The following is a 12,456-nucleotide window of genomic DNA, read 5'->3' on the forward strand; positions in this document are numbered from 1 at the left end:
CGCTTCGACGGGGGACGAAACGTGAGTGAGTTAACGTCACGGCATGGCTGTTGACCACGCGGCACGCGATGCCGATATCGCCCCGGTGGCGGCGCTCATCGCCGACCCGACCAGGGCCGCGATCCTGACGGCGCTTCTCGGGGGACGCGCGCTGGCGGCGGGGGAGCTGGCCCGGCTGGCCGGTGTGAGCGCCGCGACCGCGAGCGCGCACCTGGCCAGGCTGCTCGACGGCGGCCTGGTGGACGTGCTGCGGCAGGGCCGCCACCGCTACTACCGCCTGGCCGGGCACGAGGTGGCGGAGGTGCTGGAGGTGCTGGCCCGGGTCAGCGCCCGGCCGCCGGTGCGGTCCCTGCGCCAGTCGCGGCAGGCCCGGCTGCTGGAGGAGGCCCGTACCTGTTACGACCACCTCGCGGGGCGGGCCGGGGTGGCGCTGCTCGACGGCCTGCGCGCGGGCGGCTGCCTGGACGGCGAGGAGGTGACCGCCGAGGGCGAGCGGCGGCTGGCGGGCCTGGGCGTCGACGTGGCGGGCGCGCGGGCGACCAGGCGTAGGTTCGCGCCCGAGTGCCTGGACTGGACCGAGCGCCGTGCGCACCTCGGCGGCGCGCTGGGCGCGGCGATCACCGGGGTGCTGCTGGAGCGAGGGTGGTACCGGCCGGGCACGACACCCCGCGCGGTGACGCTCACCGAAGAAGGCAGGCAGGGGCTGGCGGAACTGTTCCCGGGTAAGGAGCTAACATCGCATACGCCAGTTACCTATGCGGGAGAGTAATCATGCGCGACAACGGAGTCGTGAACGTCGGTCCCGAGCCCCTGACCTTCGACGATGTGATCAAGGTGGCGCGCCACGGCGCCCCCGTACGGCTCACGGACGACGCCATGGCCGCCGTCGCGGCGGCGCGGCAGCGCGTGGACGAGCTGGCCGAGAGCCCGGTCCCGGTGTACGGCATCTCCACCGGGTTCGGCGCGCTGGCCACCCGCCACATCGACCCGGAGCTGCGCGCGCAGCTGCAGCGCTCGCTGGTGCGCTCGCACGCGGCGGGCAACGGTCCCGAGGTGGAGACCGAGGTGGTGCGCGCGCTCATGCTGCTGCGGCTGCACACCCTCGCCACCGGCCACACCGGCATCAGGCCGACCACCGCCAAGACTCTCGCCGCGCTCGTCAGCGCGGGGATCACGCCGGTCGTGCACGAGTACGGCAGCCTGGGGTGCTCGGGCGACCTGGCCCCGCTGGCGCACGTCGCCCTCACGCTCATGGGCGAAGGCGTCGTACGGGATAAGTCCGGAAATATTACGGAAGCCGCCGAGGCGCTGAAGCAGGCCGGGATCGACCCCGTCGAGCTGGCCGCCAAGGAGGGCCTGGCGCTCATCAACGGCACCGACGGCATGCTCGGCATGCTCATCCTGGCCATCCACGACCTCACCCGGCTCGCCAGGACCGCCGACGTCAGCGCCGCGATGAGCGTGGAGGCGCTGCTCGGCACCGACCGCGTCTTCGCCCCCGAGCTCCAGGCCCTGCGCCCGCACCCCGGCCAGGCCGCCGCGGCCGCCAACATGACGGCCGTCCTGGCCGGCTCCGGCATCATGGCCAGCCACCGCGACCCGGACAGCTGCACCCGCGTCCAGGACGCCTACTCGCTGCGCTGCGCCCCCCAGGTCGCCGGCGCGGCCCGCGACACGATCGCGCACGCCGCGACGGTCGCCACCTGGGAGCTCGCCAGCGCCGTCGACAACCCCGCCGTGCTCGCCGACGGCCGGGTGGAGTCCAACGGCAACTTCCACGGCGCCCCCGTCGCCTACGTGCTGGACTTCCTGGCCATCGTCGCCGCCGACCTGGCCTCGATGTCCGAACGCCGTACCGACCGCTTCCTCGACGTGGCCCGCAACCACGGACTGCCCGCCTTCCTGGCCGACGACCCCGGCGTCGACTCCGGCCACATGATCGCCCAGTACACCCAGGCGGCCATCGTGTCGGAGCTGAAGCGGCTGGCCGTGCCCGCCAGCGTCGACTCCATCCCGAGCTCGGCCATGCAGGAGGACCACGTCTCGATGGGCTGGTCGGCGGCCCGCAAGCTGCGCCGGTCGATCGACGGGCTCACCCGGGTGCTGGCCATCGAGGTGCTCACCGCCGCCCGCGCCCTCGACCTGCGCCGCCCGCTGACGCCGGCCCCGGCGACGGCCGCCGTGGTGCGGGCGCTGCGCGAGACCGTCCCCGGGCCGGGGCCGGACCGCTTCCTCGCGCCGGAGATCGAGTCCGCGGTCCGGTTCGTGGCCGACGGCACGGTGCTGGACGCGGTCGAGTCGGTGACGGGCCCGCTCGCCTAGCCGCCGGCGCGAGCACGGCAGGGCGCCGACCGCGGCCGCTGGCGCGGGCCCGGCAGGGCGACGATCGCGTCGATCTCCAGGAGCAGGCCCGGCATGAACAGCCGCGACACCTCCACCGTCGTGCTCGCCGGCGGGGCGCCGGTGATGTACTTCCTGCGTACCTGTCCGTACTCCACGCGCAGATCCATGTCCGTGAGGTACGTCCTGAGGAAGGCGAGGTCGTCGAACGTGGCGCCCTGGTCGGCGAGGATGTGGGACAGGCACTGGAAGACGTGCTCGGCCTGGTCCGTCATGGAGCCCACGCCGACCAGTTCCCCCCGCTCGTCGAAGGCCGCCTGGCCGGAGATGTAGAGCATGTCCCCGACCCGCACGGCGTGCGAGTAGAACCCATTGGTGGCGGGAACCGTCTCCGGGTTGACCGCCACCGCCCGGCTCTGCGGTTCCACTCGGCTGTGCGGTTCCGCGTGGGTCTGTGCCGAAGCCGGGCTCGGAGGTGCCGACGGGCTCTGGTGGGGCGGGTTCTGGGGTGGTGTGGCGCGTACGTGGTCGGCGATGGCCGTGATGTCGCGGTCGGTCAGGCCGGCCGCCTCGGCCTCGCGCAGGCGAGTGAGGGCGGCGCTCGCCAGGGAGGCGCCCGGCCAGGCGGCGAGGCCCATGTCCTTGGCGGCGAGCCCGAGCGCGTAGCGGGTGTCCTGGGCCGGGGCGTGCAGCCGCCCGGCCAGCGCGCCGAGCGGGGTGCCCGACAGCACGTCGGCCAGCGCGCCACGATCGATCCCGTGCGCGTCGGCGTACCCGAAGGTCTCCGCGAGCAGCACCTGGGCGGGCACCAGCGCGCTCATGACGGCGAGTTTCATCGCCGCCCCCGCGCCCAGCGGGCCGAGCTCGCGCACGGTGCCGAAGACTTCGAGGATCTCGCGGCAGCCCGACAGGTCCCCGCCCGCGAGCACCGTCAGCGTGCCGTCCGCGGCCGGGCCGACGCTGCCCAGCACCGGCGCGTCCACCAGGCGCACCGCCGCGGGCAGCGCCGCGCGGAGCTCGCGCACGGCCTCGGGCCCGATCGTGGACATCTCCACGACCGTCGCGCCGGGCCGCAGCCCCGGCAGGGCCGCCGCCAGCACCTCCCGTACCGCGTCCGGATCCCGCAGCATCGTGATGACCAGGTCCGCCCCGTCCACCGCCGCCGCCGCGGTGACGCCGCTGCCGCGCCGCCACGTGGTCACTTCGTGCCCGGCCTCGCTGAGCCGCCGGGCCATGGGGACGCCCATGCGTCCCTGTCCGAGAAATGCAATCACGTCCTCAGTGAAAGGGAATGTGCGGTATTCCACCAGCGACTAGATTGCATACCAGCCATGCCTGATGTGAATGCCTTCGACATCACCGCCCTGCGCCTGCTCGACGAGGTGGCCAGGAGCGGCTCCTTCACGGCCGCCGCCGAGCTGCTCGGCTACACCCAGTCGGCGGTCTCCCGCCGCGTCGCCGCCCTCGAACGCGCCGCCGGCGGGCCGCTCTTCGAACGGTTGCCGAGAGGGGTACGGCTCACGCCCGCGGGAGCGGCGCTGCACCGGCACGCCATCGACGTGCTGGACCGGCTCGGCCGCGCGGGCGAGGAACTGGCCGCGATCCACGCCGGCAGCGGCGGGACGCTGCGCGTCGGCGCGTTCGCCACCGCCAACGTGGACCTGGTGCCCGCGACGCTGAAACGCTTCGCCGACCGGCATCCAGAGGTGGAGCTGCGGCTCGTCGAAGGACTCAGCCCGCGCCTGACCGACCGGCTGGCCGCCGGCGCGCTGGACCTCGCGGTGATCAGCGACTACCCGGCGGGCCTGCCCCCCTTCGCGGGCCGCCTGATCCCCCTGTACGAGGACCGCCTCCTGGTCGCCCTACCCCGCGACCACCCCCTGGCCCGAAGCCGCACCGGATCCGGCGACGGCCACGAGGGCGGTGCGCCGGGGTGTTGCCAGGGCGGGACGGTGGCCGGGTCGCCGGAGAGTGGGGGCGATCTTCGGGAGTCGCCGGAGGGTGGGATTGATCTTCGGGAGTTGGCGGGGGAGCGGTGGATCGAGGCGGCGCCGCGTGGGCAGCCGACGTTGCTGGTGGACGCGTGCGCCGCCGCCGGGTTCACGCCGCGCGGCGGGCTGCGGGTGGCCGAATGGTCGGGGAAGTTCGGCTTCGTGGCCGCCGGGCTCGGCGTCACACTCGTCCCCGAACTGGCGGCCCGCGCCGTACCTCATGATCTGGTGCTGGTGCCGCTGCGCGGGCAGATGCCCGCGCGGACGGTGTACGCCGCCCTTCCGGACAGGCCGCTGCCCGCGGCGCGGGGGCTCGCTGGAATGCTGGGAGAATGGGAAGCGTGTACGACGGTTTCGCGCACCTGGGCCACCGGCTGGCCACGGGGCTGCGCGACGTGACGACGGACCTCGCCGCGCTCGACGGCGAGGGCTGGTGGGCCGTCGTGGCCGACTACGAGGGCAAGGTGACCTGCGCCCGGTTCGACCAGGTTCGTCCCGCACCGTTGCCCGAGCCGCGCGGCGCCTGGCCCGGCCCGCGCCTCGACGAGTGGCGCAGCTCGCTCGACCAGGCCGCCTACGAGCGCGGCGTCCAGGCGATCCGCGACGAGATCGAGCGCGGCGAGGTCTACCAGGCCAACCTGTGCCGGGTGCTGACCGCGCCCGTCGCCCCCGGCGCAGACCCGCTGGCGCTGGCCGCCCGGCTCGCGGCCGGCAACCCGGCCCCCTACTCCGCCGTCATCCAGGTGCCGGGCCTCACCGTCGTGTCGGCCTCCCCCGAGCTCTACCTGTCGCGGGCCGGTGACGTCGTCGAGTCCCGGCCCATCAAGGGCACCGGCGTCACCGCCGACGACATGCTGGCCAAGGACTACGCCGAGAACGTCATGATCGTCGACCTGGTCCGCAACGACCTCGGCAGGGTAGCGGCCGTCGGATCGGTCGAGGTGCCGGAGCTCTGCGCGATCGAGGAGCACCCCGGCCTGGCGCACCTCGTCTCCACCGTGCGGGCCCGGCTCGCGCCGGGAATGGGGTGGCCGGAGCTGTTCGCCGCCACGTTCCCGCCCGGCTCGGTGACCGGCGCGCCCAAATCGTCCGCGCTGCGGATCATCAATGAGCTCGAACCAGAGCCGCGCGGGCCCTACTGTGGTGCGGTGGGTTGGGTCGACGCCGATCGGGGCACGGCGGCGCTGGCGGTGAGCATCCGGACCTTCTGGATCACCGGCGACGAGATCCGCTTCGGCACCGGAGCGGGCATCACCTGGGGCAGCGACCCCAGGCGAGAGTGGGTCGAAACCGAGCTCAAAGCGTCCAGGCTGATAGCCCTGGCATCCTCAGGAGGCAACTGATGAACATCCCTGTCTGGGTCAACGGAGAGCTTCTCGACCCCGCGCAGGCCAGCGTCTCGGTGTTCGACCACGGGCTGATGGTCGGCGACGGCGTCTTCGAGACCGTGAAGATCGTGCACGGCAGGGCGTTCGCCCTCACCCGGCACCTCGACCGGCTCACGCTCTCCGCCCAGCGCATGGACCTGCCCGAGCCCGACGTCAAGGCGATCGCCGACGGCATCGACCAGTGCCTGGCCGCCGCGCCCGCCTGGACGCTCGGCCGGATCCGGATCACCTACACCAGCGGCCCCGGCCCGCTCGGCTCCGACCGCGGCGACCAGGGCGGCACCTCGGTCGTGATCGTCGACGAGCAGAAGCCGTTCCCCGCCACCGCGAACGTCACGGTCGTCCCGTGGCCGCGCAACGAGCGCGGCGCGCTGTCCGGCGTCAAGAGCACCTCCTACGGCGACAACGCCAAGGCCCTGGCCTACGCCAAGGCGCGCGGCGGCGGCGAGGCCATCTTCGGCAACCTCGCCGGCGACCTGTGCGAGGGCACCGGGTCCAACATCTTCATCGTCCGCGACGGGCACCTGCTCACCCCGACCCTCGCCTCCGGCTGCCTGGCGGGCGTCACCCGCGCGCTGGTCGTGGAGTGGTTCGGCGCCGAGGAGGTGGACGTGCCGCTGCAGGCGCTCTACGGCGCGGAGGAGGCGTTCCTCACCTCCACCACCCGTGACATCCAGCCGATCGCGCTGGTCGACGAGACCGTGCTGCCCACCGCGCCGGGCCCGATCACCGCCAAGGCGATGCGCGTCTTCGCCGAGCGCTCCGCCGCCGACATCGATCCCTGATCGCGTTGGCCGTTGGCAAGCCGCGTCCGGGAGATCCCGAACGGCTCGGCGACCACCGCATCGTGGGCCGGCCTGGCAAGGACGCCGTCCGTCCGGGCGTCCGCCCAGGCGTCCGTCCGGGCGTCCGCCCGGGCGTCTATCTGGGCGTTTATCTGGGCGGGGCCGACGGTGCGGAGCGCATGGCCATCAAGGTGCTGACGGGCGGTGGGACGCCATAGCCGCCACGCCCGCCCCCGTCTCGCGGCGCAGGCTGCTGCTGTTCGGGGCGGGAGCGCTGACCGCGGGGATCGCCGCCGCCGTCGGATGGCGGACCACGTCCGGCACCCCGGCGACCGAGCCGACGTCCGCTCCCGAGGCCGTGGCGGCGCCGCCCGGTGAGCCGCAACCGCTCGCCGCCGCGCTGCGGGCCGCCCTCGCCGGCACGCCGATGGCCGACTTCACCCATGAGGGCGGGCTGTCCCAGAGCAGCTTCACCGCCACGGCCAAGGGCAGCCTCGTCCACGATCCGCCGGCCACCGAAGGCTCCGGCAGCGTGAACGTCACCATGACCCTGACCACCCCCGAGACAGACGACGACCAGGTCGTGGTCATCGGCGCCGGCGAGCGGGAGGGCGTCTACCTCAACGGGCGCGAGGTCAAGGGCAAGGACGAGACCGGGGTCGTGCTGTACACCCGCGTCATCGCGTTCGTGGCCTCCGTCGGGGCCATTACTGAGCTGGTCGCGCTCACCCCCAGGCTGAGCAGGTCAGACCGCGTCTACATGGGCTCGCTCGTCACCACGACCGCGCCGCACACCGTACAGGACATCCTCGCCGAGATCGCCGGCGGCTGGAGCAGGCAGGAGCTGGAGAAGAGCACCCTCAACTGGAAGCTCACGCTGGACGAGCGGAACTGCCCGCGGGCCTTCCAGCTCGTCTGGCGGGCGCCGATCCAGGAGGCCGTGCTCGCGTCCTCCTGGACCACCGGCTACAGCGGCTGGCGCACCGGCACGATCGAGGCGCCTCAGTAGGTCTTCTGGGTCTGGACGTTGAAGTCGTCCATCTTGACCTGCTTGGCCGGATCGGTCAGCGGGTCGGTGATCTCCAGGACGTCCAGGCCCAGCTGGATGTCGGAGGAGTAGACGTACCCGTTGTAGTAGTAGGCCGACCAGGAGCCGGCGATGCCGCCCTCACCGTCGAACGGGCCGCGCTCGAAGTAGCCGATCTCCTTCGGGTTGTCGGAGTCGGTGAAGTCGACGAACGACACGCCGCCCTGGTACCACGCCTGGACCATGATGTCCTTGCCCGGCACCGGCAGCAGTGAGCCGTTGTGGGCGACGCAGTTCTCGCTCTCCTGCTGCTCGCGCGGGATCTTGAAGTAGCCGCGCTTCTGCAACTGGCCGTCGACGAGGTCGTAGATGGCGTCCGCGCCCTTGGTGGCCGGGGTCTTGGCGTCGCACGTCGGCGCGCCGCCGCCGCCCAGCTCGTCGCTGAACAGGACCTTGGTCGCGTCGTTGTTGAACGTCGCGGAGTGCCAGATCTGGAAGTTCTCCGGGTCGCTGATCTGCTGCAGCAGCTTGGGGTTCACCGGGTCGGCGATGTCCAGCAGCACGCCGTCACCGAAGCAGGCGCCCGCGGCCAGGTTCTTCTCCGGGAAGGCGGTGATGTCGTGGCAGCCGACGGAGCCCTCCTCGGCGCCCTTGATCGGGATGTCGGGCGCGGCGACGACCCGCGCGGACTTCGGATCGCTCACCGGGACTTCCACGATCTGCAGCAGCTTGTGCGGCGGCGGGCAGGTCTTGGAGTCCGGCTCGGGGCCGGGGGAGGAGACGTACACGTACAGCTTGTCGTTCTTCGGCACCATCGTGTGGGTGTGCGAGCCGCAGGCGGTGGCGACGGAGGAGACGTACTTGGGGCTCTTCTTGTCGCTGATGTCGAAGATGCGCAGGCCCTCCCAGGCGCGCTCCTCATCGGTGGAGTCGCAGCCCTCGCCGCTGCGCGGCTCGTCCACCGAAAGGATCAGCAGGTCGCCGTGGACCGTGACGTCGTTCTGCTGCGCGGGGCAGGCCACCTGGCTCACCGTCTTGGGTGCGGTCGGGTCGCTGATGTCGTAGATCGAGAACCCGCCGAAGTTGCCCACGAACGCGTAGTCGCCCTGGAAGGCCAGGTCGGTGTTCCAGTCGTCCGCGCCGTTGAGCGGGGCCGCGCGGGGCACGTTGGTCACCAGCTTGACGTTGTCGCTGGTCTTGACCTGGCCCGGCGGAAGGCTGCTCGACGGCGTGCCCGGCTGCGTGCTCGGCTGCTGGGTCGGCGGCGCGGCCGCCGGTTGCTCCGGGCTCGCCGCACACGCGGATACCAGCAGAACGGCGGCGCACAGCGCCGCCCCCCGAACCTTGGCGAAGATCACGCCTGTCCCCCTCGTCACATAGCTCAGTATGGAAGCTATGCCAGAGAAGTCCCGAATGTGCGCACTATTCGTCACGGTTCTGCTGATATCTGGGTCGGCAGGCTGCGGCCAGGAGCCGGAACGCCCGGCGCCGGTGGGCACCGACGCTCCGGTGATCGTCCCCCAGCAGCCGGGCGGAACGGGCCGGACGGCGACACCCGGCGAGCGCGTGGGGCGGCTGCCCGCGAGCCCGACGGCCGCGGACGTGCGCTTCGCCGAAGGCATGATCCCGCACCACCGGCAGGCCCTGGAGATGACCGGGCTGGTGCCGAACCGCACCACCAGCCCCGCGATCCGGGCCGTCGCCGACCAGATCGCGCTCACCCAGCAGCCCGAGATCACCATCATGTCGAACTGGCTGACGGCTCTCGGCCGCCCCGTCCCCGGCGGGCACACGCACGACGGCGCGGGGGACGGCTACGGCATGGCCACCGAGGCGCAGCTGCGGGAGCTGCGCGCGGCCCGGGGCGCGGCCTTCGACCGGATGTTCCTGGAGCTCATGATCCGGCACCACGAGGGCGCGGTCCGGATGGCGGGGGAGCAGCTCGCGGGCGGCCGTGACCAGCGGATGCGGCGGATGGCCAGGGATGTGTACGCGGGCCAGAGCATCGAGATCACCAGGATGCGCACGACCTTGGACACACTGCCCGGCTGAGGCTCAGGAGGGCCAGAGCATGTTGGTCAGCTCCGCGTCCAGATCCATGTAGTCGGCCTCGCGGCCGGCGGGCACCTTCTCGTACGTCCTGTGCAGGAACTCCGTCAGCGGCGCCAACGGCACCTCGAACAGCGCCTGCCCGAAGGGGGAGGTCAGGCTGATGTGCAGCGTGCGCTCGCCGTCGGCGCGCGCCGGCCACACCTGCACGTCGCCGTCGCCGACCCGTCGTACGATCCCGACGGTCAGCAACTCGCGTGCGAAGATCCACTCGACCGGTTCGTCGTTCCCTACGTGGAATGCCATGCGGATGGCGTACGGATCGTCGGCTGTGTAGCTCAGTCCGGCGAGCAGGGGGACGGTAGTACGGTCGGGGACCACAAGCCGAAGGCCAAGCTCGGCGGAGACGGTGGTGCTGTTCATCGTCAGCCAAACCTTTTCGTCGTAGGTCCCCTCTGCGGGGCTTTCACTGCTCTTGCGGACTTCGTCCTTGAGCTATGACGCGGAACGAAGAAACCTGTAGGAAAGATTCCGCTCCAAGGGCCTTCTGTAACGCAACTCACAGCTGGACATTTAGCCCTCTAGCTGGCTAAACGGCATCTATCGGGTCGTATTTGCAAGGGTTTTGCGTGGGGCGAAGCCAGGTTCCGAGAGGCTCCAAGAACGTTTACGGCGTGGATCACGATCGGCGTCTACCCGGGACAGGACGATGGTATGCCACCCGGCCGCCACACCGATGGGCAACCGCCGCCTTTCACCCGAATCATCCACCTGCCGCCGCCTCCGGGCCCGCTCGCTCGCCGTTTCGCCAGCGGCCCCTGGGATGCGGTATGGTTTTCCCCGTCGGCACCGTAAGGCACCGACCTGCCGGGCGATTAGCTCAGGGGGAGAGCGCTTCGTTCACACCGAAGAGGTCACTGGTTCGATCCCAGTATCGCCCACCGGCTCAAGAGCCGCCTCCCGAATGCGGGAGGCGGCTTTTTTGATCTTTCGGGTGACTGCCCCGCTCTGCGGTCGCCGCCAGGGACGATCCGATCCATGACAGTCGCGCCGTCCTGGATGACGGGCTTGATCTGATGACGGTAGACCTGCTCGGTGACCGCTGACCCGCCAGCATTCCCGATCAACCGGGCGATGTTCTCGACGGGAACACCGTCTGCGGACAACGGTGACACGAAGGTCTGCGGACAACGGTGACACGAAGCTGTGTCCAACGGTGACACGAAGCTGTGTCGCATCCAGTAGCCCGGCGGTGACACCGGACGGGCATATCGCCATCTCGGCGGGCCGGTGGGTGAACCAGGCCGCCACGATCGGCCCCGGGATGTGCAGGAGCAGCCGCGACAGCGAGAACTCAGCGACGGCCCAGGGCGGGTACGGCCAGGCGTTCATGCCGAGCGTGAGCGCGAGGAACAGCCACTCGATGCGGATCAGCTTGGGCTCGTCCAGTCGCCGGCCGCGGGTGGCCGGGTAGGCGCGGGCGCCGACGACGACCAGCAGGGCGATCGACAGGAATGGCTCCACCAGCCAAGCGAACAGCCGGCGCGTTGACCAGGGTTCGGCCCGCAGCAGTTCTGCGTGGGGCGACGGGACATCCGAGCGTCAGATGAACGATATGAGAAAAGCATCCATAACAAATTCGAGCGGCGGATGAACGAGAAAAGAATTGCATGAACAGCCCTGATGGGGCCGCTTCGGCATGGAACCGCCTCCGCATTTTCAGGGATTGACAGCTTTCCATAAGGCCCCTTACCGTGAAGAAGAAAACAAGATCTACACGAATCCAAGGAGCATGATGCGCTCGAAGTTGAAATCTCTCGCGTTGGTGGCGGCGCTGGTTTCCGCTTTCACGCTGGCGGCGCCGGCGGGCAGTGCTTACGCCATCAACACTGTCTCATGCGGCGATCACAATTTTGTGGAACTGTGGGGACACAGCGGCAACATATGCTTCGCCAATGCCGGGACCTGGAAGTCCTACGATTTCACCGGATCGTCGAACTGCTGGTGGGCGAACAAAATCTCCACGGGAAACAACGACATCACGTTCTGGGACGATCATTCGGCGAATCCAACGTACATCCCCAGGCGTACTGTCATGACATTCCCGACGGTGGGTTGGGTGTGTGTCGGAACACTTCGAATCCACTGACGTGATCTCGTTGAAGTTCCTGTAGGTGGTCGTGGTTGAAGAGGGTTCGCCAGCGGCTTGGGCGCGATCGAGGGCCTCGTGGAGATCTGGTTCCTGACCTGCGAGAACGTCACTGCCTTCGTGGAGCGGTAGGCGGTGGGCCGGGGGCGTGGTGATCGCGGCTTCTGCGGTGTCACGCTCCCCGCGCAACCTGTGCGGCACCATGACCGCTTGCCGAAACGGGGTCAACGCTCGACTGTTATTCGGAGTGCCGCGCAGTCGGCTTTTCTCGTGCAGGAGTCGGGCGAGGTGGTGCACGATTGCGCGGGAGGCAATAGGATGTCGGCCTATCCTTCAGATCCAAGCGAGGGTGTTCTTGACGAAGAGGAAATTGAACTCAATCTACCTCTGATCATCGGTACGATATCCGCCATTGCCGCCATTGTGCAGATATTCATCGACCAGGTGCAACGCCAAGTCGAGAACTTGTCGTGACTGCTCAACATCGAAGAGGCCACTGGTTCGATCCCAGTATCGCCTACCATGTTTCCCAGGTCAGGCGACTGGTCAACCATCAGGTGGCCGGCCTTCGCAACCTCTGGACCGCGCAGAACAGGCCCACGGTTGCATCAGCGGTATTGTGCTTAGATCACCGATACGCTCATCGTCCCTATTCGGCTGATGCTCATTTCGAGCGGCTCATGTCAGCGGCACGCGTAGGTGAAGGGAAAGACTCTTCGCAGCGCCG

At 70.1% G+C, this 12,456-nt stretch carries 13 protein-coding genes and 1 tRNA gene; 11 read left to right on the top strand and 3 right to left on the bottom strand.

Features of this window, described 5'->3' with window-relative positions:
* Positions 1-43 precede the first annotated feature (43 nt).
* Complete coding sequence (locus IEY87_RS37735; RefSeq protein WP_189143644.1) at positions 44-769, top strand: ArsR/SmtB family transcription factor; 726 nt, start codon at positions 44-46, stop codon at positions 767-769.
* 2 nt (positions 770-771) lie between these two features.
* Positions 772-2,322: a histidine ammonia-lyase gene (hutH, locus tag IEY87_RS37740; protein ID WP_189143645.1), complete on the top strand. Its 1,551-nt coding sequence runs from the start codon at positions 772-774 to the stop codon at positions 2,320-2,322.
* Here the strand turns inward: hutH and IEY87_RS37745 are convergent.
* Entirely contained in the window at positions 2,319-3,614 is a 1,296-nt protein-coding gene (locus tag IEY87_RS37745; RefSeq protein WP_189143646.1) for an NAD(P)-binding domain-containing protein, read from the bottom strand. The genes hutH and IEY87_RS37745 overlap by 4 nt on opposite strands.
* 57 nt (positions 3,615-3,671) lie before the next feature.
* Between IEY87_RS37745 and IEY87_RS37750 the strand changes: the two genes are divergently transcribed.
* The 5 genes from IEY87_RS37750 to IEY87_RS37770 all read left to right on the top strand — a co-directional run bounded on the left by IEY87_RS37750 (position 3,672) and on the right by IEY87_RS37770 (position 7,513).
* On the top strand, positions 3,672-4,730 hold the full coding sequence (locus tag IEY87_RS37750) for a LysR family transcriptional regulator (protein ID WP_189143647.1): 1,059 nt from the start codon (positions 3,672-3,674) through the stop codon (positions 4,728-4,730).
* A complete protein-coding gene (locus IEY87_RS37755) occupies positions 4,664-5,674 on the top strand; it encodes a chorismate-binding protein (RefSeq protein ID WP_189143648.1) in 1,011 nt (336 codons plus the stop codon). Before IEY87_RS37750 ends, IEY87_RS37755 begins: the two co-directional genes overlap by 67 nt.
* A complete protein-coding gene (locus IEY87_RS37760) occupies positions 5,674-6,504 on the top strand; it encodes an aminotransferase class IV (protein ID WP_189143649.1) in 831 nt (276 codons plus the stop codon). Before IEY87_RS37755 ends, IEY87_RS37760 begins: the two co-directional genes overlap by 1 nt.
* Positions 6,505-6,509: 5 nt before the next feature.
* Positions 6,510-6,722, top strand: coding sequence for a hypothetical protein (locus IEY87_RS37765; protein WP_189143650.1), 213 nt, complete (start codon positions 6,510-6,512; stop codon positions 6,720-6,722).
* Positions 6,723-6,862: 140 nt separating this feature from the next.
* Positions 6,863-7,513, top strand: coding sequence for a hypothetical protein (locus IEY87_RS37770; protein WP_189143651.1), 651 nt, complete (start codon positions 6,863-6,865; stop codon positions 7,511-7,513).
* Here IEY87_RS37770 and IEY87_RS37775 read toward each other — a convergent pair.
* Entirely contained in the window at positions 7,507-8,907 is a 1,401-nt protein-coding gene (locus tag IEY87_RS37775; protein ID WP_225277997.1) for an LVIVD repeat-containing protein, read from the bottom strand. The two genes, IEY87_RS37770 and IEY87_RS37775, sit on opposite strands and share 7 nt — an antisense overlap.
* Positions 8,908-8,944: 37 nt before the next feature.
* Here IEY87_RS37775 and IEY87_RS37780 point away from each other — a divergent pair, with 37 nt between their 5' ends.
* Positions 8,945-9,583 (top strand): DUF305 domain-containing protein, encoded by a 639-nt coding sequence (locus tag IEY87_RS37780; protein ID WP_225277998.1) that lies wholly within the window; start codon positions 8,945-8,947, stop codon positions 9,581-9,583.
* A gap of 3 nt (positions 9,584-9,586) precedes the next feature.
* Here the strand turns inward: IEY87_RS37780 and IEY87_RS37785 are convergent, their stop codons facing one another.
* The gene (locus IEY87_RS37785) at positions 9,587-10,003 is read right to left on the bottom strand and encodes an SsgA family sporulation/cell division regulator (protein WP_189143653.1); all 417 of its coding nucleotides are present in this window, start codon (positions 10,001-10,003) and stop codon (positions 9,587-9,589) included.
* 446 nt (positions 10,004-10,449) lie between these two features.
* On the opposite strand from IEY87_RS37785, the gene IEY87_RS37790 reads away from it, so the two are divergent.
* The 3 genes from IEY87_RS37790 (at position 10,450) to IEY87_RS37800 (ending at position 12,203) form a co-directional block, all read left to right on the top strand.
* A tRNA-Val gene (locus IEY87_RS37790) sits at positions 10,450-10,521 on the top strand.
* Between the two features lie 758 nt (positions 10,522-11,279).
* Complete coding sequence (locus IEY87_RS37795) at positions 11,280-11,729, top strand: beta/gamma crystallin domain-containing protein (protein ID WP_189143654.1); 450 nt, start codon at positions 11,280-11,282, stop codon at positions 11,727-11,729.
* A gap of 210 nt (positions 11,730-11,939) precedes the next feature.
* Positions 11,940-12,203 carry a hypothetical protein gene (locus IEY87_RS37800; protein ID WP_189143655.1) on the top strand — a complete coding sequence of 88 codons (264 nt, stop codon included), beginning with the start codon at positions 11,940-11,942 and terminating at the stop codon, positions 12,201-12,203.
* The last annotated feature ends 253 nt before the right edge of the window (positions 12,204-12,456 follow it).

It is taken from the genome of Nonomuraea glycinis (assembly GCF_014646515.1).
Taxonomy (GTDB): domain Bacteria; phylum Actinomycetota; class Actinomycetes; order Streptosporangiales; family Streptosporangiaceae; genus Nonomuraea; species Nonomuraea glycinis.

Excerpts from the sequence above, each read along its gene's own strand:
- IEY87_RS37735 (WP_189143644.1), top strand. The coding sequence starts at position 44 with ATGGCTGTTGACCACGCGGCACGCGATGCCGATATCGCCCCGGTGGCG.
- hutH (WP_189143645.1), top strand. The coding sequence starts at position 772 with ATGCGCGACAACGGAGTCGTGAACGTCGGTCCCGAGCCCCTGACCTTC.
- IEY87_RS37750 (WP_189143647.1), top strand. The coding sequence starts at position 3,672 with ATGCCTGATGTGAATGCCTTCGACATCACCGCCCTGCGCCTGCTCGAC.
- IEY87_RS37755 (WP_189143648.1), top strand. The coding sequence starts at position 4,664 with ATGGGAAGCGTGTACGACGGTTTCGCGCACCTGGGCCACCGGCTGGCC.
- IEY87_RS37760 (WP_189143649.1), top strand. The coding sequence starts at position 5,674 with ATGAACATCCCTGTCTGGGTCAACGGAGAGCTTCTCGACCCCGCGCAG.
- IEY87_RS37780 (WP_225277998.1), top strand. The coding sequence starts at position 8,945 with ATGTGCGCACTATTCGTCACGGTTCTGCTGATATCTGGGTCGGCAGGC.
- IEY87_RS37785 (WP_189143653.1), bottom strand. The coding sequence starts at position 10,003 with ATGAACAGCACCACCGTCTCCGCCGAGCTTGGCCTTCGGCTTGTGGTC.
- IEY87_RS37795 (WP_189143654.1), top strand. The coding sequence starts at position 11,280 with ATGGAACCGCCTCCGCATTTTCAGGGATTGACAGCTTTCCATAAGGCC.